Origin of the sequence: Pseudomonas sp. SWI44 (assembly GCF_002947915.1) — a bacterium.
Classification (GTDB): Bacteria; Pseudomonadota; Gammaproteobacteria; order Pseudomonadales; family Pseudomonadaceae; genus Aquipseudomonas; species Aquipseudomonas taiwanensis.
This window is the reverse complement of the sequence record NZ_CP026674.1, coordinates 289,777-314,226: the sequence shown is the minus strand read 5'-3', so window position 1 is coordinate 314,226 and position 24,450 is coordinate 289,777. Positions and strand designations below refer to the sequence as shown.

At 63.0% G+C, this 24,450-nt stretch carries 19 protein-coding genes; 12 read left to right on the top strand and 7 right to left on the bottom strand.

Translation table 11 applies throughout. The annotated features are described in order from the left end of the window. Positions 1-5 precede the first annotated feature (5 nt). From C4Q26_RS01390 to C4Q26_RS01375, 4 genes are read left to right on the top strand one after another with little or no spacing between them, the layout of a single operon-like run. Positions 6-578, top strand: a complete 573-nt coding sequence (locus C4Q26_RS01390; protein WP_104882592.1) for a cupin domain-containing protein — start codon at positions 6-8, stop codon at positions 576-578. After that, positions 575-1,567, top strand: coding sequence for a fumarylacetoacetate hydrolase family protein (locus C4Q26_RS01385; RefSeq protein WP_104881934.1), 993 nt, complete (start codon positions 575-577; stop codon positions 1,565-1,567). Before C4Q26_RS01390 ends, C4Q26_RS01385 begins: the two co-directional genes overlap by 4 nt. Beyond that, positions 1,558-2,544, top strand: a complete 987-nt coding sequence (locus tag C4Q26_RS01380) for an NAD-dependent epimerase/dehydratase family protein (RefSeq protein WP_104882591.1) — start codon at positions 1,558-1,560, stop codon at positions 2,542-2,544. Before C4Q26_RS01385 ends, C4Q26_RS01380 begins: the two co-directional genes overlap by 10 nt. After that, complete coding sequence (locus C4Q26_RS01375) at positions 2,541-3,323, top strand: cyclase family protein (protein WP_023379979.1); 783 nt, start codon at positions 2,541-2,543, stop codon at positions 3,321-3,323. The genes C4Q26_RS01380 and C4Q26_RS01375 overlap by 4 nt, the downstream gene beginning before the upstream one ends. Before the next feature lie 164 nt (positions 3,324-3,487). Here C4Q26_RS01375 and C4Q26_RS01370 read toward each other — a convergent pair whose 3' ends face one another. Next, on the bottom strand, positions 3,488-4,003 hold the full coding sequence (locus C4Q26_RS01370) for a DUF4880 domain-containing protein (RefSeq protein WP_023379980.1): 516 nt from the start codon (positions 4,001-4,003) through the stop codon (positions 3,488-3,490). Positions 4,004-4,435: 432 nt separating this feature from the next. Then, the gene (locus C4Q26_RS01365; RefSeq protein WP_023379981.1) at positions 4,436-4,747 is read right to left on the bottom strand and encodes a DUF6124 family protein; all 312 of its coding nucleotides are present in this window, start codon (positions 4,745-4,747) and stop codon (positions 4,436-4,438) included. 88 nt (positions 4,748-4,835) lie between these two features. Here C4Q26_RS01365 and C4Q26_RS01360 point away from each other — a divergent pair, with 88 nt between their 5' ends. Next, a complete protein-coding gene (locus tag C4Q26_RS01360) occupies positions 4,836-5,543 on the top strand; it encodes a LexA family transcriptional regulator (RefSeq protein WP_104882590.1) in 708 nt (235 codons plus the stop codon). A gap of 75 nt (positions 5,544-5,618) precedes the next feature. On the opposite strand, the gene C4Q26_RS01355 is transcribed toward C4Q26_RS01360, so the two are convergent. Genes C4Q26_RS01355 through C4Q26_RS01340 form a run of 4 tightly spaced genes read right to left on the bottom strand, consistent with a single transcriptional unit; the run spans position 5,619 to position 11,177 of the window. Further along, positions 5,619-7,571 carry an acetyl/propionyl/methylcrotonyl-CoA carboxylase subunit alpha gene (locus C4Q26_RS01355; protein ID WP_104882589.1) on the bottom strand — a complete coding sequence of 651 codons (1,953 nt, stop codon included), beginning with the start codon at positions 7,569-7,571 and terminating at the stop codon, positions 5,619-5,621. Then, on the bottom strand, positions 7,568-8,383 hold the full coding sequence (locus tag C4Q26_RS01350) for a gamma-carboxygeranoyl-CoA hydratase (protein ID WP_023379984.1): 816 nt from the start codon (positions 8,381-8,383) through the stop codon (positions 7,568-7,570). The genes C4Q26_RS01355 and C4Q26_RS01350 overlap by 4 nt, the downstream gene beginning before the upstream one ends. A 3-nt stretch (positions 8,384-8,386) precedes the next feature. Continuing rightward, a complete protein-coding gene (locus tag C4Q26_RS01345) occupies positions 8,387-9,994 on the bottom strand; it encodes a carboxyl transferase domain-containing protein (RefSeq protein WP_023379985.1) in 1,608 nt (535 codons plus the stop codon). Between the two features lie 19 nt (positions 9,995-10,013). Further along, positions 10,014-11,177: an isovaleryl-CoA dehydrogenase gene (locus tag C4Q26_RS01340; protein ID WP_023379986.1), complete on the bottom strand. Its 1,164-nt coding sequence runs from the start codon at positions 11,175-11,177 to the stop codon at positions 10,014-10,016. A 218-nt stretch (positions 11,178-11,395) separates the two neighbouring features. On the opposite strand from C4Q26_RS01340, the gene C4Q26_RS01335 reads away from it, so the two are divergent. After that, a complete protein-coding gene (locus tag C4Q26_RS01335; RefSeq protein ID WP_104882588.1) occupies positions 11,396-13,063 on the top strand; it encodes an AMP-binding protein in 1,668 nt (555 codons plus the stop codon). Between the two features lie 68 nt (positions 13,064-13,131). Here C4Q26_RS01335 and C4Q26_RS28020 read toward each other — a convergent pair whose 3' ends face one another. Continuing rightward, positions 13,132-13,293: a hypothetical protein gene (locus C4Q26_RS28020; RefSeq protein ID WP_023379988.1), complete on the bottom strand. Its 162-nt coding sequence runs from the start codon at positions 13,291-13,293 to the stop codon at positions 13,132-13,134. A 139-nt stretch (positions 13,294-13,432) separates the two neighbouring features. On the opposite strand from C4Q26_RS28020, the gene C4Q26_RS01330 reads away from it, so the two are divergent. From C4Q26_RS01330 to tssB, 6 genes are all read left to right on the top strand, one after another. Continuing rightward, a complete protein-coding gene (locus tag C4Q26_RS01330; RefSeq protein ID WP_104881930.1) occupies positions 13,433-15,451 on the top strand; it encodes an alpha-1,4-glucan--maltose-1-phosphate maltosyltransferase in 2,019 nt (672 codons plus the stop codon). Positions 15,452-15,595: 144 nt separating this feature from the next. Further along, positions 15,596-18,907, top strand: a complete 3,312-nt coding sequence (treS, locus tag C4Q26_RS01325) for a maltose alpha-D-glucosyltransferase (protein ID WP_104882587.1) — start codon at positions 15,596-15,598, stop codon at positions 18,905-18,907. After that, entirely contained in the window at positions 18,908-21,118 is a 2,211-nt protein-coding gene (gene glgB, locus C4Q26_RS01320) for a 1,4-alpha-glucan branching protein GlgB (RefSeq protein WP_023379991.1), read from the top strand. Between the two features lie 131 nt (positions 21,119-21,249). After that, the gene (locus tag C4Q26_RS01315) at positions 21,250-21,513 is read left to right on the top strand and encodes a PAAR domain-containing protein (protein ID WP_023379992.1); all 264 of its coding nucleotides are present in this window, start codon (positions 21,250-21,252) and stop codon (positions 21,511-21,513) included. Positions 21,514-22,347: 834 nt separating this feature from the next. Further along, a complete protein-coding gene (tssA, locus tag C4Q26_RS01310; RefSeq protein ID WP_023379993.1) occupies positions 22,348-23,904 on the top strand; it encodes a type VI secretion system protein TssA in 1,557 nt (518 codons plus the stop codon). A gap of 33 nt (positions 23,905-23,937) precedes the next feature. Continuing rightward, positions 23,938-24,438, top strand: coding sequence for a type VI secretion system contractile sheath small subunit (gene tssB, locus C4Q26_RS01305; protein WP_023379994.1), 501 nt, complete (start codon positions 23,938-23,940; stop codon positions 24,436-24,438). Positions 24,439-24,450: the final 12 nt, after the last annotated feature.

Here is a 24,450-nt window from a genome sequence, read left to right as displayed (position 1 = left end):
ACAACATGCAATCGCTTCCTGCATTCAAACGTGTCGTTACCGGCCACGATGCCAAGGGCCAGGCGGTCATCGCCAGTTGCGGCCCGACGCCAAACAACTTCCCGCTCATGGCGGTCCCCGGCACCCTGTTCTATGAGGTCTGGAACAGTGTCGGCAGCCCCGCGCTACTGGACAACGGCGATGACCCGACCGCGCAGCCACTGCAGCTGAGCCCTGGCAGGCTGGGCAGAGTGATCCGGGTGGTGGACATTCCGCCGGACAGCGTACAGAACCGGGTCAGCGCTGAAGCGGCGGCGGCTGTGTTCGCCGAGATCGGCCAGGTTGGTGCCGGCACGGGCAAGGCCGATTCGAAACACAAGCTGATGCACCGTACACAGACCCTGGACTACGGCATCGTCACCGAGGGCGAGGTCTGGTTGGTGCTGGACGATGGCGAGGTCCACCTCAAGCGCGGTGACATCGTGGTCCAGCGTGGCACCAACCACGCCTGGAGCAACCGCACCGAGCAGATGGCACGGATGGTCTTCATCCTGCTCGATGGCCGTTATGCCGACGACCTCAAGGAGCTGTTGCCATGAAGCTTGCCACACTCGATGACGGCAGCCGCGATGGCCGCTTGCTGGTGGTGGCCCGTGACCTCGGGCAAGCGGTTGATGCCAGCGACATCGCCGCCAACTTGCAGGTTGCCTTGGAGAACTGGCCCCAGGTCGAAGCCCGATTGCAGCAGCGCTATCAGCAGCTCAACGACAACACGGCCAGGGGGCGCTTCGATCTTGACCTGACCCGACTGGCCGCCCCCCTGCCGCGTGCCAGCCAATGGTTGGACGGCTCTTGCTTTCTCAGCCATGGCGAGCTGATGCAGAAGGCCTTCAACCTGGACCCCATTGAGGGCGTAGAGCACACGCCGCTGATCTACCAGGGCGCCAGTGACGACTTCCTCGGCCCGTGCGCGGACATACCTTTGCCCAGCGAAGCCCACGGCATCGACTTCGAAGGCGAGTTTGCCGTGTTGCTCGATGACGTCCCCATGGGCTGCCTGGCTGAGCAGGCGTTGCAGCATGTGCGCCTGGTGCTGCAACTCAATGACGTCAGCCTGCGAGCCCTGGCCCCGAGGGAAATGAAGACTGGTTTTGGCTTTCTGCAGGCCAAGCCTGCCAGCACCTTCGCACCGGTAGCGGTGACGCCGGACGAACTTGGCGATGCGTGGCGCGAGGGTCGCGTGCACCTGCCGCTGCAGGTGGAGTGGAATGGCCAGTGGTTTGGCCACCCTCATGGGGGCACCATGCATTTCGGCTTTCACCAGCTGATCGCCCATGCGGCGCTGACACGGCGTTTGAGTGCCGGCACGCTGATTGGCTCCGGCACCGTGTCCAATGCCGATCGGAGTGTGGGCTCGGCGTGCATCGCCGAGCGCCGCGCCATCGAAACCATTGCCACTGGGGCGCCGCGCACGGCCTTCATGCGTTTTGGCGATCGCGTGCGCATGGAAGCCCGCGGCCTCTCTGGCGAAGTGCTGTTCGGTGCCATCGACCAGCGCGTGGTGCAGGGAGGCGGGCCATGCGCGTGATGATCACCGGCGCCAATGGATTCGTCGGTCGACAACTGGTGCGGCGCTTGTTGGACAGGGGGCAGTTGCGTGGGCAGCGCATCGAGGCATTGCTGCTGCTGGACCAGGTGCTGGATGGCTTGCCCGAGGACACGCGCCTGCGTTGCCACACCGGCAACATCACTGACGCGGCCTTGTTGCGCCGGATACTGGCAGATGGTGTCGACGTGGTGTTCCATCTGGTCAGTGTGCCGGGAGGCGCGGCCGAGGCGCAGTACGAGCTGGGTTATCAGGTGAATCTGCAAGCCAGCCTGGAACTGCTCAACCAACTGCGCAATCGCTGTCGTCCTCCGGTGCTGGTGTACGCCAGCAGCGTAGCGGTATACGGCGGCGAGCTGCCGCTGCGCATGGACGAAGGCCAACCGGCGTCCCCGCAGCTTTCCTATGCGGCGCACAAGCGCATGGTCGAAATCGCCTTGCAAGACCTGTCCCGCCGTGGCGAGGTGGACGGCCGTGCCTTGCGCCTGCCCGGCATCGTCGCCAGGCCGCGTGAGCCGAACGGTTTGCGTTCGGCGTTCATGAGCGACCTTCTACATGCCTATGCGGCGGGTGACGCCTACACCTGCCCGGTCTCGCCTGATGCACGTGCCTGGTGGATGTCGGCCAATTGCTGCGTGGACAACCTGCTGCGTGCTGCCGAACTGGAAGAACCCGGCAACCAGCGCATCTGGCAGTTGCCTGTGTTGCATCTATCCATCGCCCAGGTGCTGGCCGGGCTGGCGACCAGCTTTGGCGAGGCCAACGGCGCACGCATCAGCTTCGCCCCGGACCCCCAACTGCAAGCGCAGTTCGGCAGCTATCCACCGCTGCGAACGCCCCAGGCCCGCGAGCTTGGTTTCTGCCACGACGGGTCGGTGGCCGCGCTGCTGCGCAATGCCCTCGACCTCCCGCTGCGCCGCAGTAACCGCGCCACCCATCGAAAAGGAATCCCTGCATGAGCATCAGTGCACGTCGTTTGCTGGACCTGTCTGTCACCCTGGACAACAACCCGTACACCGATCCACCGCCCCTGCTGCCGAAGATCGACTACATGGACCACCAGCAGGGCTGGCCGGAGATGGCCGCGATGTTTCCCGGACTACGCAAGGAAGACCTGCCGGGCGACGAATCCTGGGCAGCCGAACGCCTGCAGATCACCACCCATAGCGGGACGCACATGGATGCGCCCTGGCATTACGCGTCAACCACCGATGGTGGCAAGCCGGCCTTCGGCATTGACGAACTGCCGTTGGAGTGGTGCCTGCAGCCGGGTGTGAAACTGGACATGCGCCACTTGCCCGATGGTCACGTGGTCAGCGCGGCCGAGGTCGAGGCAGAGTTGGCGCGCATCGGCCATGAACTGCAGCCGCTGGATATCGTCTTGGTGAACACCCGCGCCGGTAGCCTGTTCGGCCAGCCCGGTTACCTGGAGGCTGGGGTCGGAATGGGCCGTGAGGCGACGCTCTATCTGTTGGAGCGGGGGGTGAGGGTGGTCGGTACCGATGCCTGGAGCTGGGACGCTCCGTTCAAGTACACCCGCGAACGTTTCATCGCTTCGGGCGATGCCTCGATTATCTGGGAGGGGCACAAGGCTGGGCGCGACATCGGGTATGGGCAGATGGAGAAGTTGGCCAATCTTGAAAAGCTGCCGCCGTTCGGTTTTCTGGTCAGTTGTTTCCCGTACAAGATTCGTCGGGCTTCTGCGGGCTTTGTTCGGGCTGTGGCGATCTTTACTTGATCTTGAGGGGCGTCAATCGAGCGCCGCCCGCGCGGCGCATCGCGAGCAAGGCTCCTACCTCTGTTTCGGGCCAGCCATGCCCGCACGATTTGCGCGCGACCGCCTTGCTGCACGGCGCAATGATCGCGCGCTTGCAGGCGCTGGCCTTGCTCGTGATGCGCGGCTCAGGCGCTAAGGCCCAAGAGCAGCAACGCAGCAATGCCGAGGCCGACAGCAATCGAACAGCCACCCAGCGATAACGCCGCCCGGCCTTGTCGGTACCACCCGTCGTGCCCCAGCGCACGAGCCGGTGCCAACAGACTTCGCCAGCACAGTTCGGTCTCGTGGAAAGCTTGCAGATGCGCAGGGTCGGCATCGAGCCAGCGGCGGAAGTCGATGCGCTCGCAAGCGCTCGCCTGAGGATTCTGCAGGCGCACGTACCAGTGGCCGGCTAGGCGTGCCAAGGCATCGCCACGGGGACGTGCGCATTGCAGCGCCTGGATCATGTGCCGCTCGACGCTGGACAGCGGCAGGCCAAGGCGGGTAGCGATGCAGGGGAAATCGAGCTGGTCCAGACGATTGAGCAGGAAGACTTGCTGCACGCGGCGTGGAAGCCGCTTGAGGCCATGCAGAAGGGCATCGTCAGTGGGCCCTGCGACGGCATGGGGGCTGTGTTCAACGGGCAGCAGCGAACGGCTCATGGACAGCTCCGTGCTCAAGTGGGAAGGGGGCATCTTCCATGATGCGGATTCAGAGTAAGCGAAACGAGATTGATTCTCAAGTGCTGATTCCGCAAAGTTTTGTAATGAGCGTTCACGCTCTGAAACATTTTTGCTATCATCGCCGCCATTCAACGATCTTCATTAGCCTGAAGAGCCAAAAAAAAGACCCGGCAAAAAGCCGGGTCAAAAACCGTGATTAGCCTGATGAGGAGATAATCTGAGAGCGACCTAAGCTCCAGGTTATCCAGCGGATCTCGCGATCAGCTGAGTGCAATAATAATCGTTATCATTTGCGAGTCAAATGAATTTTCAGTTATCCGGTAAAAAAAGTATTACCGGTGCGCTCCTAGTCCCGGCAACCGGGGCCTTTGCCGTGACGCGGCTATCACGTTTCTCCCTTCCTAATCCGTGCTAAAGGCCCGTCTGCACCGAGCGTTTGTGTTCGAGCAGCGCCCTGGCCATGTCCATCATGTGCATCAACGCGAACGTCAACTCCCGCTGGGTGCCTTGCTGGTGCTGGGCCGTTTCCTGTGCCGTGGCCGCTGCGCAGCGTAGCAGTGCGATGGCGTGTTCCTGCGCCTGTTCGCCGGTAACGCCTTCGTGCAAGGTCCAGATCTTGTTCTGGGCAGTGGGGCGCGTTGGGTTGGGGTTCAGGTAATAGTCGAGGGCACGGCGAGCGGCTTCGCTGTCGAGATCTGTTTCGTCTTTTTTCGAGGGTTTCATCCTGATACCTGTGAATGCCAATGGGGAAAAGGTTCAACCCGAGTTTAATACTTGGGGTATTCTCGTGCTTTCTGATAAATAATACTAAATGTTTATTGAGCGCTCGAAGGCAGTCCGTATCGTGCCAGCGATGAATATGGATAAATGGATTGCCCTCGTCCGTGAGCGGATGGAGGAGCTCGATATCTCCCAGGAGCAACTGGCCGAACGCGTTGGCGTCTCCCAAGGTAGCGTGGGTCATTGGCTATGCAAGCGGCGCCAACCCAGGGTCGACTCGATGAACCGTGTGTTCGTCGAACTGGGCATGCCTCACTATCACGTCAGCATGCAGTTGCGGGTGCTGGGGCGGGTGGGCGAAGACCCAGGTAGCTATACCTTGGATGAGGTCGATGACGACCAGGACCTGATGCAATACATCGTGTGTTTTCGCTACCCGGTGCTGGGCTGGGAGCAGGTCGGCTCAAGCACGGCCGAATCATCCACGGTGTTCGAGCAGACCGACTATCTGGCACAGGGCAAGGCGTTCTGGCTGCCGGTCGAAAACGATGCCATGAGTACGAACACGGGCCGCAGCGTGCCTCAAGGCATGCGTGTGCTGGTTGACCCAGGGCTTGAGGCTGTGCCGGGAAAACTGGTGGTTGCACGGTTGCCTGGCAAGTCGGCGATTCTGCGGGAGCTGGCCGAGGAGGGCGGGCAACGCTATCTGAAAGCGCTCAACAACAGTTATCCGGCGCTCCTTTGCGAGGAGGGGTGTGAGTTTCTGGGCGTCGTCGTGCAGGCGCACGGGGTTTTCTAGCTGGATCGTGGCCTCATCGCCGGCTTGCCGACGATGAGGCCAGAACAGACAACACACACCGTTGCCCAAGCCCAATCACTCAGCCAGTTCGACCAGCGCCGTTCCTTCGCTGACCATATCCCCTTCCTGACAGAACAGTGCCTTCACCGTCCCGGCGTGTGGGGCGCGAATGCTGTGTTCCATCTTCATCGCCTCCAGCACCACAAGCGCAGCGCCGGCCTCCACCCGTTGCCCCAACTCGACCAGCACCCGCACGATACTGCCGTTCATGGGCGCCGTCAGGCCGCCTTGATGGCCATGGCTGGCCTCGGCTTCGGCGATCGGGTCGAACGCTTCCACGGCGTGCACTTCACCTTCCCAGCGCAGGAACAGCGTGCTGCCTTTGCGCACGGCCAGATGCCGGCGGCGCATGCCATCGTGGTCTTGGCACAACTGCTCGCCATCGAGCTGCCAGGTCGATGCGGCGCTGCGTTCGAGGGCGACGGCCTGAGCTTGCCCGCCGCTCAACAGGTGCAGGCTGCTGCGTGCCGGCAACCCCAGGCGCAGGCCGTTGTGTTCCCGCCAGGGCGAGCCTGCGTCGTCGGCGCGCTCGTGCGGTGCCTGGCCCAGCAGCCAGGCTTCGGCCGCTGCTTCCCAGAAGGTGGCCGGCAGTGCCTGGGGCGCAGGCAGCAAGACGTCTTGATGGCGCGGGATGAACCCAGTATCGAGTTCTGCCTCGGCGAACGCCGGGTGGGCGAGAATTCGGCGCAGGAAGTTGATGTTGGTCTTGAGGCCGCCGATGGCGAACTCGTTGAGCATCGCCAGCAACCGCAGGCGCGCCTGTTCGCGGTCCTGGCCCCAGGCAATCAGCTTGCTCAGCATCGGGTCGTAGAACGGCGACACCACATCGCCCTCGCTGACGCCGCTATCGACCCGGCGCCCTTCGCCCGGCGCCGACTCGCGGTACAGCGTCAGGGTGCCAGTGGCCGGTAGGAATTCATTGGCTGGGTCCTCGGCGTACAGACGTACCTCGATGGCATGGCCCATCAGAGGCACCTCGGCTTGGGTGATCGGCAACGGTTCGCCGCAGGCCACGCGGATCTGCCAGGCCACCAGGTCGAGGCCGGTGATGGCTTCGGTGACCGGGTGCTCCACCTGCAGGCGGGTGTTCATCTCCATGAAGAAGAACTCGCCACGGGCATCGAGCAGGAACTCCACGGTCCCCGCGCCAACGTAGCCGATGGCCTGGGCGGCACGCACTGCAGCTTCACCCATGGCCTGGCGCAGTTCCGGGGAAAGGCCTGGCGCCGGGGCTTCCTCGACGACCTTCTGGTGACGACGCTGGATCGAGCAGTCACGCTCGTTCAGGTACAGGCAGTTGCCGTGCTGGTCGGCGAACACCTGGATTTCCACATGACGTGGCTTGAGCACGTACTTTTCCACGAGCATGCGCGAGTCGCCGAACGACGATTGCGCTTCACGCTGGGCCGAGGCCAGGGCGTCGGCAAGCTGGCTTTCGCCCTCGACCACCTTCATGCCCTTGCCACCGCCGCCCGCACTGGCCTTGAGCAGAACCGGGTAGCCGATGCGTTCGGCGGCGGCGCGGAAGGTTTCCAGGTCCTGGGCCTCGCCATGATAGCCGGGCACCAGGGGTACGCCGGCAGCTTCCATCAGTGCCTTGGCCGCCGACTTGCTGCCCATGGCGTCGATGGCACTCGCCGGTGGACCGAGGAAGATCAGCCCGGCTTGTTCGATGGCCCGGGCAAAGGTGGCGTTTTCGGACAGGAAGCCATAGCCGGGATGGATGGCCTGGGCGCCGCTGGCCTTGGCGGCGGCCAGCAACTTGTCGATCACCAGGTAGCTTTCGGCGGCCTTGGTGCCGCCCAGGTCGACACGGATGTCCGCTTCACGGCTGTGGCGGGCGTCACGATCGGTAGCGCTGTGCACGGCGACGGTGGTCAGTCCCATGGACTTGGCGGTGCGCATTACCCGGCAGGCGATTTCGCCACGGTTGGCGACCAGCAGGGTGGTCAGTGTGGGGCGGCTCATGGGCGCGGCTCCTTCTTGTCGTCGTTTTGCCAGGCGGGGCGGCGTTTTTCCAGGAAGGCGCGCAGGCCTTCCTGGCCTTCTGCGCTGACGCGGATGCGGGCAATGGTGTTTTCGCAATAGCGGCGCAGGGCGGGGCTGAGTTCGCCGTCGTCCACTTCGCGCAGCAGGTCCTTGGTGACACGCAGCGCCTGCGGGCTGTTCTGCAATAGATTGGCTACCCAAGCCTCGACCTGCGCATCCAGCTCGGCGGCGGGATACACCTGCGCAAGCAGGCCCAGTTCGTGCGCGCGCACGCCGCTGAAACGCTCGGCGGTCAGGGCATAGCGGCGTGCGGCGCGTTCGCCGATGGCCTTGACCACGAACGGGCTGATGACCGCTGGCGCCAGGCCGATGCGCACTTCCGAGAGGCACAGCTGAGCGTCTTCGGCGCCGATGGCCATGTCACAGCAACTGATCAGGCCCAGTGCGCCACCAAAGGCCGCGCCTTGCACCACGGCCAAGGTCGGCGCCTTGAGACGGTGCAAGGCGTACATCAGCTCGCCGAGTTCGCGGGCGTCGTCGAGGTTGGTGTTGAAGTCCAGCTGCGCCGATTGCTGCATCCAGGCCAGGTCGGCGCCAGCGCTGAAGTGCCGGCCACGGCCGCGCAGCAGCAAAAAGCGCAGGCTCGCGTCCTCGGCCAACTGGTCGAGGGCGACGATCAGCTCGCGGATCATCAGCGCGTTGAAGGCGTTGTTCTTGTCCTCTCGGCTCAGCCACAAGGTGGCGAAGCCGCGCGGGTCGCGAATCACTTCGAGGGTGCTGAAATCGCTCATGGATCACATCCGGAATATGCCGAAGCGGCTCTGTTCGATCGGGGCGTTCAGCGAGGCGGACAACGCCAGGCCGAGCACGTCGCGGGTCTGCGCCGGGTCGATGACGCCGTCGTCCCACAGCCGGGCGCTGGAGTAGTAGGGGTGGCCCTGGTGCTCGTACTGGTCGAGAATCGGCTGCTTCAGGCGCGCCTCGTCTTCGGCGCTGAAGGGCTGGCCACTGCGTTCGCTCTGCTCGCGCTTGACCTGCGCCAGTACCCCGGCGGCTTGCTCGGCGCCCATCACACCGATGCGCGCGTTGGGCCACATCCACAGGAAGCGCGGGTCGTAGGCCCGGCCGCACATGCCATAGTTGCCGGCGCCGAAACTGCCGCCGATGATCACCGTGAACTTCGGCACCTGGGCACAAGCCACGGCGGTCACCAACTTGGCGCCATGCTTGGCGATGCCGCCCTCTTCGTACTTCTTGCCGACCATGAAACCGGTGATGTTTTGCAGGAACAGCAGCGGAATGCCCCGCTGGCAGGCCAGTTCGATGAAATGCGCACCTTTTTGCGCAGCTTCGGCGAACAGGATGCCGTTGTTGGCCAGGATCGCGACCGGATAGCCGTGCAGGTGGGCGAAACCGCACACCAAGGTGGTACCGAACAGCGCCTTGAACTCATCGAACACCGAGCCGTCGACCAGGCGGGCGATCACCTCGCGGACATCGAACGGTTGCTTGGCGTCGGCCGGCACCACGCCGTACAGCTCCTCGGCGCTATACAGCGGGGCGATGGGCGTTTGGCGCTGCAGTTTGCCCAGCTTGTGCCAGTTGAGGTTGGCGACGCTGCGCCGCGCCAGGGCCAGGGCGTGTTCGTCGTTGTCGGCATAATGGTCGGCCACGCCGCTGGTACGGCAATGCACGTCGGCACCACCCAGGTCCTCGGCGCTCACCACCTCCCCGGTAGCGGCTCTCACCAGAGGCGGGCCGGCGAGGAAGATGGTGGCCTGCTGGCGTACCATGATCGCTTCGTCGGCCATGGCTGGCACGTAGGCGCCACCGGCGGTGCACGAGCCCATCACCACGGCGATCTGCGCAATGCCCAACGCGCTCATGTTCGCCTGGTTGAAGAAGATGCGGCCGAAATGCTCACGGTCGGGGAACACTTCATCCTGGCGCGGCAGGTTGGCGCCGCCCGAGTCCACCAGGTAGATGCACGGCAGACGGTTCTGCAACGCGATGGTCTGGGCGCGCAGGTGCTTTTTCACCGTCAGCGGGTAGTAGGAGCCGCCTTTGACCGTGGCGTCGTTGGCCACGATCATGCACTCCACGCCCTCGACACGGCCGATACCGGCGATCAGGCCCGCCGCGGGCACGTCTTCGCCATAGACTTCATGGGCCGCCAGCTGACCGATCTCAAGGAAGGGCGAGCCGGTGTCGAGCAGGCGGTCGATACGCTCGCGTGGCAACAGCTTGCCCCGCGAGGTGTGCCGTTCCTGAGCTTTCGGCCCTCCGCCCTGGCTGACCTGGGCGAGCAGGCTGCGCAGGGCTTGGACCTGTTCTAGCATGGCCGCGCTGTTGCTGGCGAACTCCGCCGAGCGCGGGTTGATCTGGGTATGCAGGATAGCCATGGACGCCCGTTCCTTATGCTCAGCGGGTTTCGTTGAACAGTTCGCGGCCGATCAGCATCCGACGGATTTCGCTGGTGCCGGCACCGATCTCGTACAGCTTGGCGTCGCGCAGCAAGCGGCCGGCCGGGAACTCGTTGATGTAGCCGTTGCCGCCGAGAATCTGAATCGCTTCCAAGGCCATCTGGGTGGCGCGTTCGGCGGTATAGAGGATGACCCCGGCGGCGTCCTTGCGGGTGGTCTCGCCACGGTCGCAGGCCTGGGCCACGGCATACAGGTAGGCGCGGCTGGCATTGAGCTGGGTGTACATGTCGGCGATCTTGCCCTGGATCAGCTGGAATTCGCCGATGCTCTGGCCGAACTGCTTGCGATCGTGAATGTAGGGCACCACCAGGTCCATGCAGCTTTGCATGATGCCGGTGGGGCCGCCGGAGAGCACCACGCGCTCGTAGTCCAGGCCACTCATTAGCACGCGCACGCCGCCGTTGAGCTGACCGAGGATGTTCTCTTGCGGGACTTCGACGCCATCGAAGAACAGCTCGCAGGTGTTGGAGCCGCGCATGCCCAGCTTGTCGAACTTGTTGCTGCGGCTGAAGCCTTTCCAGTCACGCTCGACGATAAACGCGGTGATGCCATGGGGGCCCTTGTCCAGGTCGGTCTTGGCGTAGATCACGTAGGTGTTGGCATCGGGGCCGTTGGTGATCCAGGTCTTGCTGCCGTTCAGCACGTAGTGGTCGCCGCGTTTTTCCGCACGCAGTTTCATCGACACCACGTCGGAACCGGCATTGGGCTCGCTCATGGCCAGGGCGCCGATGTGTTCGCCGCTGATCAGCTTGGGTAGGTACTTGAGCTTCTGCTCGTGGCTGCCATTGCGGTTGATCTGGTTGACGCAGAGGTTGGAATGAGCGCCATAGGAGAGGGCTACCGAGGCCGAGCCACGGCTGATTTCTTCCATGGACACCACGTGCGCCAGGTAACCCAGGCCGGCACCACCGTACTCTTCCGGCACGGTGATGCCCAGCAGGCCCATGTCACCGAACTTGCGCCACATGTCGGCGGGGAACAGGTTGTCGTGGTCGATCTGCGCAGCGCGGGGGGCCAGTTCGGCAGCGACGAACGTGCGGACCTGGTCGCGGAGCATGTCGATGGTCTCGCCCAGGGCGAAGTTCAGGGAGGGGTAATGCATGCTGGGGCACCTTGTTGTTCTTGAAATAGGGGAAACAGCCTGGCTCAAGGATCCGGCGTCCTGCCTGAGGGCCGGTGTCGTTCATCACCTTTACGTTAACGTAAACCTGACCCTCATCGCTGTCAATCCATTCATCACCTTTACGTAAACGTAAATCTGCGCCAGAGTATTCCTGCTTGCTTCAGTCGTGCCCAGAACAACCACAAGAAGGGACACCCATGAGTCAACCAAGCTACACCCGCGGTCGCCAGGACCGACCCTTGCTGACCCAAACCATCGGCCAGGCCTTCGATGCCACTGTGGCCCGGTGCGCCGACGGCGAGGCGCTGGTGGCCCGCCATCAGGGCCTACGCTACACCTGGCGTCAGTTGGCCGAGCAGGTCGAAATGCACGCTCGTGCCCTGATGGCGCTGGAGGTGAACACCGGCGACCGGGTCGGGATCTGGTCACCCAACTGCGCCCAGTGGTGCATCCTGCAACTGGCCAGCGCCAAGGTCGGTGCCATCCTGGTCAACATCAACCCGGCATACCGGGTGGGCGAGCTGGAATATGTCTTGCGCCAATCCGGCTGCCGTTGGTTGGTATGTGCCGATGCCTTCAAGACCTCCGATTACCATGCCATGGTCCAGGAACTGGTGCCGGAACTGGCCAGCGCCACTGCAGGTGAGCTGGCTTGCGAACGCTTGCCCGACCTGCGTGGCGTGATCAGTCTGGCGGCCACCCCACCGGTGGGCTTTCTACCCTGGCAAGCACTGGCCGAACGGGCAGGGCAGGTCTCGGCGCAGGCCTGCGTGGCTCGCCAGCAAAGCCTGCAATTCGACCAGCCGGTGAACATCCAGTACACCTCCGGTACCACAGGCGCGCCCAAGGGCGCCACGCTCAGTCACTACAATATTCTCAACAACGGCTTCATGGTCGGCGAAAGCCTCGGCCTGACCGAGCGCGACCGCATGGTGATCCCGGTGCCGCTGTACCACTGCTTCGGCATGGTCATGGCCAACCTCGGTTGCATCACCCACGGCAGCACCATGATCTACCCCAACGACGCCTTCGACGCCGAACTCACCCTGCGCGCAGTGGCCCAAGAGCGTGCCAGCATCCTTTATGGCGTGCCGACCATGTTCATCGCCATGCTCGACCACCCCTCGCGTGCACAGATGGACCTTTCGACGCTGCGCAGCGGCATCATGGCCGGTGCCACTTGCCCGATCGAGGTGATGCGACGGGTCATCGACCAGATGCACATGGCCGAAGTCCAGATCGCCTACGGCATGACGGAAACCAGCCCGGTGTCGCTGCAGACCGGTCCGGACGACGACCTTGAGCTGCGTGTGACCACCGTCGGCCGTACCCAGCCGCAACTTGAGACCAAACTGGTCGACCAGGAGGGGCGCATCGTCCCGCGCGGCGAGATCGGCGAGCTGTGCACCCGTGGCTACAGCGTGATGCTCGGGTACTGGGACAACACCCAGGCCACCGTGGACGCCATCGACCCGGCCGGCTGGATGCACACCGGCGACCTGGCGGTGATGGACGACGCGGGCTATGTGCGTATCGTCGGGCGCAACAAGGACATGATCATCCGCGGCGGCGAGAACATCTACCCACGCGAACTGGAGGAGTTCTTCTACACCCACCCGGCGGTGGCCGATGCGCAGGTGATCGGCATACCGTGCAACAAGTATGGCGAGGAGGTGGTGGCCTGGATCAAGCTACACCCCGGGCACAGCGCGACCGTCGAAGAGCTGCAGGCCTGGTGCAAGGCCCGCATTGCCCATTTCAAGGTGCCGCGGCATTACCGGTTCGTCGATGAATTTCCGATGACGGTCACCGGCAAGGTGCAGAAGTTCCGGATGCGCGAGATCAGCATGGCAGAGCTGGGTTGACCGTTTCGGCCTGATCGGCGGCAAGCCGGCGATCAGGCTGACAACCCCACCACGATCCTTGGCTATCCTTATGCCTTCACCGGTGGCTCCTGGCTGGGCGGGTCACCCACGGTTGGCGGCACGGTCGGCTTGATCGGCAGCTCGTTGGGGTCTTCTTCCGGTACCGGCGGCGGCAGGCTGGGGTCGTCGATGTTCGGGTCGGGTGTCTCCGGTGGAATGGGAATGTTCATGGCCTGACCTCGCAGGGTGATAGGAGAGGGTGGTGCAGGCTTTGATGCGTGCCAGCGCCAATCGCTCATTTTTTTTGAACCCCCTGCCGGTCGACGGCTCTGAATCCTTAGCGCCAATGCCAACAGGGAGCCAGGACCGATGACGCGCAACGAGCCCTTCGAAAGCGTACCGATGGCGAACGATCACCCCGACCAGGCTATTAGCCTGTCCCAGGCGCTGCTGGCGCCGCGCATCGTGATCGAGGACACCAGCCCGGTGCTCGACGCTGGCACTTTCGCCGCCAAGGCCATCAGCGGCCAGCCGGTCACGGTCAGCAGCAAGGTCTATAGCGATGGCCATGACCGCCTGGCGGTAACCCTGCTGTGGCGACAGGCCCACAGCCGCCGCTGGCACTGTGTGCCGATGCATTCCCCTGGTAACGACCTGTGGCTGGCCGAGTTCACCCCAGTTGAGCTGGGCTTGCACCTATTCAGTATCGAGGCCTGGATCGACCCGTTCGCGACCTACTGCCACGACCTTGAGAAAAAGTACCATGCGGGTGTCGAGGTGTCGCTGGAGCTGGAGGAGGGCAGGCTGATGCTTGGCAAGGGCCTGGAGCGCAGCGATGGGGCCCTGCGCAAGGAAATCCAGACGCTGCTCGACAGCTTGCCGACCCTGCCGGCGGATGACCAGGTGGCGCTGCTGCTCGATGCCAACACTGCGCGCTTGATGAGCGAGGCCGAACATCGCAGCTACCTGACCCGTAGCACCGAATTCCCGCTGGATGTCGATCGTGAGGCGGCGCTGTTCGCCAGTTGGTACGAACTGTTTCCCCGCTCGATCACCGATAGCCCTGACCGCCACGGCACCTTCAACGATGTGCACGCACGTTTGCCGATGATCCGCGACATGGGCTTCGACGTGCTGTACTTTCCGCCCATCCACCCTATCGGAACGCAGTACCGCAAGGGCCGCAACAATGCCCTGCGTGCTGAGCCGGGTGACCCCGGCAGCCCTTACGCCATCGGTAGCCACGAGGGCGGGCACGAGGCCATTCACCCGCAGCTGGGCAGCCGCGACGACTTCCGACGGCTGGTGGCCGCAGCCGCTGAGCATGGCCTGGAAATCGCCCTGGACTTCGCCATCCAGTGCTCCCAGGATCACCCCTGGCTCAAGGAACACCCCGGCTGGTTCAGCTGGCGCCCCGACGGCACGATCCGCTATGCCGAGAACCCACCCAAGAAGTACCAGGACATCGTCAATGTCGACTTCTATGCGCCCGAGGCGGTGCCATCGCTGTGGCTGGCATTGCGCGACGTGGTGGTCGGTTGGGTCGAGGAGGGGGTGAAGACGTTTCGCGTGGACAATCCGCACACCAAGCCCCTGCCATTCTGGCAATGGCTGATCGCCAATGTGCGCAGCCAGCACCCGGAGGTGATCTTCCTCGCCGAGGCCTTCACCCGACCGGCGATGATGGCGCGCCTGGGCAAGGTCGGTTATGCCCAAAGCTATACCTACTTCACCTGGCGTAACACCAAGCAAGAACTGCGCGAGTACTTCGAACAGCTCAACCAGCCGCCCTGGAGCCAATGCTATCGCCCCAACTTCTTCGTCAATACGCCCGACATCAACCCGTTCTTCCTGCACAGCTCCGGGCGCGCCGGTTTCCTCATTCGTGCCGCGCTGGCCACCATGGGTTCGGGGTTGTGGGGGATGTATTCGGGCTTCGAACTGTGCGAAAGCACGCCACTGCCAGGCAAGGAAGAGTACATGGACTCGGAGAAGTACGAGATCCGTCCGCGGGACTTCACCCAGCCCGGCAACATCATCGCCGAAATCGCCCAGCTCAATCGCATTCGCCGCCAGAACCGTGCCTTGCAGACCCACCTGGGCGTGGCGTTCTTCAATTGCTGGAACGACAACATCCTGTATTTCGCCAAACGCACCCCAGAGCGCGACAACTTCATCCTGGTGGCGGTGAGCCTCGATCCCCATAACGCCCAGGAGGCGAGCTTCGAACTGCCGCTGTGGGAACTGGGCCTGGACGACAACGCCGACACCCTCGGTGAAGACCTGATGACCGGTCATCGCTGGACCTGGCATGGCAAGACCCAGTGGATGCGCATAGAGCCCTGGCATTCGCCGTTCGGCATCTGGCGCATCGAAAAGGCCCATTGACGGTCGCACGCTGTTCCCTGTGGGAGCGGGCTCACCCGCGAACTCGGGCCAATCCGGTGCTATGGAGCCCGTTGCACACTGCGCCGGGATCTGCGGCTCACAGGAGATCGCGCAAGTTCAAGAAAGCTTTGAAAGGAGTCACACATGGCCAAGCGTTCCCGCCCTGCTGCCTTCATCGACGACCCACTGTGGTACAAGGACGCAGTGATCTACCAGTTGCACGTCAAGTCGTTCTTCGACGCCAACAACGATGGCATCGGCGATTTTCCCGGCCTGATCAACAAGCTCGACTACATTGCCGAGCTGGGCGTCAACACCCTCTGGCTGCTGCCATTCTACCCGTCCCCCCGGCGCGACGACGGTTACGACATCGCCGAGTACAAGGCCGTGCATCCCGATTACGGCAGCATGGCCGATGCCAAACGCTTCATTGCCGAGGCGCACAAGCGTGGATTGCGGGTGATTACCGAGTTGGTCATCAACCACACCTCCGACCAGCACCCCTGGTTCCAGCGAGCCCGCCATGCCAAGCGCGGCAGCAAGGCGCGGGACTTCTACGTGTGGTCCGATGACGACCAGAAGTACGACGGCACGCGGATCATCTTCCTTGACACCGAAAAGTCCAACTGGACCTGGGATCCGGTGGCCGGCCAGTATTTCTGGCACCGCTTCTACTCCCATCAGCCCGACCTCAACTTCGATAACCCGCAGGTGCTCAAGGCGGTGATCGGCGTCATGCGTTTCTGGTTGGACATGGGCGTCGATGGCCTACGTCTGGATGCCATTCCGTACCTGATCGAGCGCGATGGCACCAACAACGAGAACCTCCCCGAAACCCACCAGGTACTCAAGGCGATCCGCGCCGAGATCGACGCCAACTACCCTGATCGCATGCTGCTGGCCGAGGCCAACCAATGGCCGGAGGACACCCACCCGTACTTCGGCGAAGGCGATGGTGACGAATGCCACATGGCATTCCACTTCCCGTTGATGCCACGCATGTACATGGCCCTGGCGATGGAGGACCGTTTTCCGATCACCGATATCCTGCGTCAGACACCGGAGATTCCGGCCAACTGCCAATGGGCGATTTTCCTGCGCAACCACGATGAACTGACCCTGGAGATGGTCACCGACCGCGAGCGCGACTACCTGTGGAACTACTATGCCGAGGACCGCCGCGCACGCATCAACCTCGGCATCCGTCGGCGCCTGGCGCCGCTGTTGCAGCGCGACCGTCGGCGTATTGAACTGCTCACCAGCCTGCTGCTGTCGATGCCCGGCACACCCACCTTGTATTACGGCGACGAGCTAGGCATGGGCGATAACATCTACCTGGGCGATCGCGACGGCGTGCGCACCCCCATGCAATGGTCACCGGACCGCAATGGCGGTTTCTCCAAGGCCGACCCGCAACGCCTGGTGCTACCGCCGATCATGGACCCGCTGTACGGCTACCAGACCGTCAACGCCGAGGCCCAGTCCCACGACCCGCACTCGCTGCTCAATTGGAATCGCCGCCTGCTGGCCGTCCGCAAACAACAGAAGGCCTTTGGTCGTGGCACCTTCAAGATGCTCACGCCGAGTAACCGGCGGATCCTGGCCTACCTTCGCGAATACACCGACGCGAACGGCAACACTGAAGTGATCCTGTGCGTGGCCAACGTGTCGCGGGCTGCGCAGGCGGCCGAACTGGAGTTGTCGCCGTACGCCGACATGGTGCCGGTGGAGATGCTCGGCGGCAGCGCATTCCCGCCGATCGGCCAGTTGCCGTTCTTGCTCACCTTGCCCCCCTATGCGTTCTACTGGTTCTTGCTGACCTCCCACGACCGTATGCCCAGCTGGCACATCCAGCCCTCCGAAGGCCTGCCGGAGCTCACTACGCTGGTGTTGCGCAAGCGCATGGAGGAGTTGCTCGACGCGCCTTGCCGCGACACCCTGGAAACCGCGATTCTGCCGCAGTACCTGCCCAAACGCCGCTGGTTCGCCGGCAAGGAAGGGCCACTGGACCAAGTGCAACTGAGCTATGGCGTGCGCTTGGCCACGGCCACCACGCCGGTGCTGCTGAGCGAGATCGAAGTTCGCAGCGAAGATACTGTCACGCGTTACCAACTGCCGTTCGGCCTGTTGCCTGAAGAACAGATCACCACCGCGTTGCCCCAGCAACTGGCGCTGTCCCGCGTACGCCGGGGCCGTCAGGTGGGTCTGATCACCGATGCCTTCGTGCTCGAACCCTTCATCCGCGCCGTGCTGCGCAACTGTGAGGCAGGCACGAGGCTGCCCTGCACGGCGGGCGAGCTACGTTTCGAACGTACCGACTTGCTTGCGGCAGCCGGGCTGTCTGAGGAAAGCCAGGTACGCTACCTGGGCGCTGAGCAATCCAACAGCTCGGTGGTGGTCGCTGACCGCGTGGTGCTCAAACTGATTCGTCGGGTCAATGCAGGCGTGCACCCGGAACTGGAAATGAGCGCCTACCTCACGGCTGCCGGGTTCACCAACATCTCCCCGTTGCTGGCCTGGGTCAGCCGGGTGGACGAGCAGGGCACACCCCACCTGTTGATGATCGCCCAAGGCTACCTGAGCAACCAGGGCGATGCCTGGGCCTGGACCCAGAACACCCTCGAACGGGCCATCCGCGACCAGATGGAGCCTTCGAGCAACACCCCCGATGCCCACGCCGACGCTCTGGCCGAACTAAACGGTTTCGCGGCCTTGCTCGGCCAGCGGCTGGGCGAGATGCACCTGCTGCTGGCCAGGCCCAGCGACGATCCTGCCTTCACGCCACGGCCCAGCGATGCCCGTGACAGCAAGCGTTGGAGCGAGCAGATCACAGCCGAACTTGCCCGTGCCCTCGACCTGCTGGCGCAACACCGCGACAGCCTCGATGCCGACAGCCAGGCGCTGGTCGATGACCTGCAGCAGCAACGCGACGGTCTCGCCCAGCACATCGACAACCTCGCGCGCCAGGCCCAGGGCGGCTTGCTGATGCGCGTACACGGCGACCTGCACCTGGGTCAGGTGCTGGTGGTACAGGGCGATGCCTACTTGATTGATTTCGAAGGAGAACCCGCCCGTCCTTTGGACGAGCGGCGCGCCAAGCACAGTCCCTACAAGGATGTAACCGGCGTGTTGCGATCCTTCGACTATGCTGCTGCCATGATCCTGCGCAGCGCCTCGGCGGTAGACCTCTCCGACGCGGCGCGCCAGGCTCGTCAGCGGGTTGCACGGCAGTACCTGCACCAGTCGCGCCACGCCTTCGTCGAAGCCTATGGCCTGGCCACCGCCGCAATGCCCCACGCCTGGCAACAGGCTGAGGGCGAGCGCGCCGCCTTGGAGCTCTTCTGCCTGGAAAAAGCCGCCTACGAGATCACATACGAAGCCGAAAACCGTCCAAGCTGGCTGGCCGTGCCTTTGCATGGCTTGCATGGACTGATCAGTACCTGGGGAGAGTCATAGATGAATGCAACCACGCGTGAAAACGGCGGACTTCGGCAACGGGACCTGGATGCCCTGGCCCGCGCCGAGCACGCCGATCCCTTTGCAGTGCTCGGCCCCCATGGCGATGGAACGGGGGGCTCGTTCGTCCGCGCCTTCCTGCCCAATGCGTTGAATGCACGCGTGCTGGCCCGCCATGATGGGCAAGTGCTCGCCGATATGGTGCAGGGTAGCTTGCCTGGGTTGTTCACCGCGCACTTGGATGAGGCACAACCCTATTTGCTGCAAATTGGTTGGGCAGGCGGCGAGCAGGTGACCGAGGATCCCTACAGTTTCGGTCCGCAACTGGGCGACATGGACTTGTACCTGTTTGCCGAGGGCAACCACCGGGATCTGTCCGGCCGCTTCGGTGCCCAGCCGACGCAGGTCGATGGTGTCGCTGGCGTCTGCTTCTCGGTGTGGGCGCCGAACGCCCGTCGTGTGTCGGTCGTGGGCGACTTCAACAACTGGGACGGTCGCCGCCATCCCATGCGCCTGCGCCACAGTACGGGTGTCTGGGAATTGTTCGTGCCCCGCATCGGTGTCGGCGAGACATACAAGTTCGAGGTATTGGGCAAGGAAGGGGTGCTGCCACTGAAGGCCGACCCACTGGCCCGCGCCACCGAACTGCCGCCCAGTACCGCCTCCAAGGTCGCTGATGCGCTCAGTCACCCATGGCAGGATCACGACTGGATGGCACACCGTGCCCAGCGTCACGCCTACAGTGCGCCGCTGTCGATCTACGAGCTGCACGCAGGCTCCTGGCGCTGCGAGTTGGACGATGCCGGTGAAATCGCGCGCTATTACAACTGGCGCGAACTGGCCGAGCGGCTGGTGCCCTATGTACAGGAACTTGGCTTCACCCATATCGAGCTGATGCCGATCATGGAGCACCCGTTCGGTGGCTCATGGGGCTACCAGCCGCTTTCGCTGTTCGCGCCCACCTCGCGTTACGGCAGCGCCGAAGATTTCGCGGCATTCGTCGATGCCTGCCACCAGGGTGGCATTGGCGTGATACTCGACTGGGTGCCTGCGCATTTCCCCACCGATGAACACGGCCTGGCCCGCTTCGACGGCACGGCACTTTACGAGTACGACAATCCCCTGGAAGGCTTCCACCAGGACTGGAACACCCTTATCTACAACCTTGGTCGCAACGAAGTACGCGGCTTCATGATGGCCTCGGCGCTGCACTGGCTCAAACACTTCCACATCGACGGCCTGCGGGTCGATGCGGTGGCTTCGATGCTGTACCGCGACTACTCGCGCAAGTCGGGTGAGTGGGTGCCCAACCGCCATGGTGGGCGCGAGAACCTCGAAGCCATCGACTTCATCCGCCACCTCAACGGCGTTGCCGCCCATGAAGCGCCCGGTGCGCTGATCATCGCCGAGGAATCCACTGCCTGGCCCGGCGTCAGCCAGCCGATCCAGCAAGGCGGCCTGGGCTTTGCTTACAAGTGGAACATGGGCTGGATGCACGACACGCTGCATTACATCCAGAACGACCCGATCCACCGCACGTACCACCACAACGAGATGAGTTTCGGGCTGATCTATGCCTATTCCGAGCATTTCATCCTGCCGATTTCCCACGATGAAGTGGTGCATGGCAAGCATTCGCTGATCGACAAGATGCCCGGCGATCGCTGGCAGAAATTCGCCAACCTGCGCGCCTACCTCACCTTCATGTGGACCCACCCCGGCAAGAAGTTGCTGTTCATGGGCTGCGAGTTCGGCCAATGGCGCGAATGGAATCACGACGACGAGTTGGACTGGTACCTGCTGCAGTACCCCGAGCACCAGGGTGTGCAGCGCCTGGTGAGTGACCTTAACCGGCTGTACCGCAACCTGCCGCAATTGCATGAGCAGGACTGCCAGCCGCAGGGCTTCCAGTGGTTGATCGGCGATGATGCGCACAACAGCGTGTATGCCTGGCTGCGCTGGAGCAGCCAAGGTGATCCGCTGCTGGTAGTGGCTAACTTCACCCCGGTGCCGCGTGAGGGCTACAGGATTGGTGTGCCGTTCGGTGAACGCTGGCAAGAGCTGCTCAACAGCGATGCCGAGCTGTATGCCGGGTCGAATGTGGGTAACCTGGGCGCAGTGGACTGTGAGGCGGTGGCCAGTCATGGGCAACCGGTGTCGCTGTCGCTGAATTTGCCGCCGTTGGGGGTGTTGGTGATGAGGCCCGCGTAAGGGGAGCGCTGGGGCGTTGGCCGCTCATCGGCTGGTATGCCTACTGCGGTGACCGGACGTAGGCTCCGTTTCGCTGTGGTAGGCTTCAGCTGTTGGCATCGATGCCCCCCCTTATGACAGGAGTTCGTACCATGAAAGACATCATCCGCCTCGGCGATTCCACTACCCACGGCGGCAAAGTGCTTGGCTCGTTCGGCAACACCAACGTCAACGGCAAACCCATCGCCGGCGTCGGGCACATGGTCAGTTGCCCGCTGTGCAAGGGGGTGTTCCCCATCGTCGAAGGCAGTGCTACCTACAGCGTCGATGGTATCCCTGTCGCGCTCGACGGACACAAGACCGCCTGCGGCGCGGCGCTCATTGCCAGCGGGCCGAAGAGCGTAGTCGCAAGCTGATCTTTCGGTGTGACTTTACGGTCCGCTCCTGACCTCTAACCTCAGCCCAGTTCGCAAGGCCCCTCGGCTACTCGCTTGGGGGCCGGCTGGCGCTGTGCGTCAAATGTTCGAACGCCCCCTGTCCGATGGTGGCTAATTGACGCCAAAAAAAGTTGGCTTTAGCCGGAAGAGCTGGTAGCTTGCGCGCCACGGTGCACTGGGATGTGCGAAAGTGACTTCAAGGAGCGATACATGACACCGGATCATTCCGTCGTTGGCAGTACTGAGTTGGAGCGGCCACTGGGTCGCCTGGATGGCCGTCTTCCGGGCCATGGCGCGGCGGTGTCGTCGCCTGTGCTTAAGGCCGCGCCACTGCAAGCCAACGCCATCGATGTTCTCGCTGTTGCTACCTCTGCGCACTACCTTCCCGAGCACTCCATCCAGCCCCCCTTGGCGAGCATTCTTGTCTTGCGCTCAAACGTTTGCGTCTTTCCCACGCCATTGCCCGGTCGTAGTCATTAAATTTAATAATTTAATGGATGGATCAACGGGGGTTGTTACGAGTTAATTCAGTATCGGATATTTCCGTAAGACGAATCTGAATTTCCCATGCGGCTATTTTAGGAAGTGGTTAGGGTTTGTATAGTCTTTCGAGTTGATCTGCTGAACTGGAGTAGGGTGGTGAAGTTTCCAAGGCTTTTCGCGGCTTTCGAGACCGTTTGAGTCCTTGGCTTTGGTGCCCGTTTTCCTGGCTGCTCACTAGGGTGTGAGCTTCGATAGTTTGAACTTCGTGTCCACTGAATAAGTGGTTTCGCCAAGTATTGTGCGCGCGAAAGTTCACAATGTGAGATATGGATGTCCTACTCCTCGAAACTGACTGCGCGTTTTGCAGCGCTCGCCAGTAATGCCATCGCGCCGGGATCTTTCGTCGGCGAAGATGTGCGTTTTTCTTCCGAGTTCGAAGCCTTGGAAGCTGAACTTGGCAAGGCTCAGTCAATACATGCCAGCGGCCAGGTCGACTGGCTGAAGATTCTCGAAGGCGGTGAAACGCTGCTGCGAGAGCAGTCCAAGGATCTGCGCGTCGGTGCCTGGTTGACCTGGGCGCTGTACCAGCGCGAGTCCTACGCGGGGCTGCTGGCAGGGCTGGGCATGCTGCGTCAGTTGTGCGAGCAGCACTGGGAGACAGTTCATCCGCAAAAGGCCCGTACGCGCTCGGCGGCGATCGGCTGGCTGGTTCCGCGCCTGGAGCAGGCGTTGGACAGCGATATCGCGATCAAGGAGCAACTGCCACTGTTCCAGCAGATGGTCGAGCACCTCGCTGGGCTCGAGGCGTTTCTCTCGCAGCAACTGGGCACCGATGCACCGATGCTGCTGCCGCTTTGCCGTTCGCTCAAGAACCAGGTGCAACGTTCGGCCAGCAACGAGCCGCCAGCGGGGAGTGTCGGGGCGATCGTCAACCAGGTCAAGCAGGCGGCCACGCAGCTGTTCACTCCTGGCGAACCGGTGGAGAGTGAAAAGGATGCCGGCAAGGCCCTGCGTGCCCAGCAGGAGCAGGGGCGCCAGCTGTGCGTGTGGTGGCAGCGACAGAAAGCCACCGACCTGCGCGCGCTGCGCCTTAACCGCACACTGCTGTGGTTGCCCATCGAAGCCGTTCCCGAACGCAACGCCGAGAATGTCACCGCGCTACGGGGGGTGCCGGTCGACAAGCTCAAGAGCTACCGCGACCGCTTCGAGCAAGGCGCCTATGCCGACCTGCTGGTCGAACTGGAGAACAGCGTGGCCAAGGCACCGTTCTGGTTCGACGGACAGCGCATGGTCTGGGAGTGCTGCCAGGCCCTGAACGTCGAGGCCGGCATGCGTGAAGTGGAAATGAACTTCGCCTCGCTGCTGCAGCGCCTGCCCATGCTGATCGAGCTCAAGTTTCACGATGGCACACCGTTCGCCGACCCCGAGACCCGCGCCTGGATTGCCTCCCAGGTCTCGCCCCACCTGCAGGCAGTCGTCGCTCAGCCAGTGGTCGAATCCAGCGAGCGCCAGGCGCCCTGGGAAGAGGCCCTGGAAGCGGCGATCCCGGTACTGCGCAAGGATGGCCTGAAGAAGGCGGTGCAGCAGCTCAAGCAGCAGATGCAAGGGTGCCACGGCGGGCGAGAGCGCTTCTTCTGGCAACTCAGCCAAGCCCGGCTGTGCTTCACGGCAAAAAAGTACGAGCTGGCCAAGACCCAACTGGAAGCCCTCGATCTGCAGCTGTGCCAATCCGGCCTGGATGCCTGGGAGCCAGACCTGTCGCTGCAGGTGCTGCATCTGTTGCACACCTGCTGTGAATTGTTGCCGCAGAACCATGTGGTTCGCGAGCGCAAGGACGAGATCTATCGCCGTCTGTGCCACCTCGATCTCGAAGTCGTACTCGAATAGGCCCAAGGGCCATAACCCTCAAGGAGAAAACCAATGGCCAAAGAAGGCTCGGTAGCCCCCAAGGAACGTATCAACGTCACCTTCAAACCCGCCACTGGCGGCGCTCAGGAAGAGATCGAACTGCCGCTGAAACTGCTGGCGATCGGTGACTACACGCTGCGTGCCGATGATCGCAAGATCGAAGACCGCAAACCGATCAGCATCGACAAGATGAACTTCGACGAAGTGCTGGCCAAGCAGGAACTGAGCATGACCCTGGCCGTGCCCAATCGCCTGCAGGAAGGCGCCGAAAGCGACGAGCTTGCCGTCAGCCTGCGCATCAATTCGATGAAGGACTTCAACCCGGCCAGCCTGGTCGAGCAGGTGCCTGAGTTGAAGAAGCTGATGGAGCTGCGTGAGGCCCTGGTCGCGCTGAAAGGCCCGCTGGGTAACGCTCCAGCGTTCCGCAAGGCCATCGAAGGCGTGCTGGCCGATGATGCCTCGCGTGAGCGCGTGCTCGGTGAGCTGGGCATCAATGCAACGCCGGACGCCTGAACCCACTAGTCA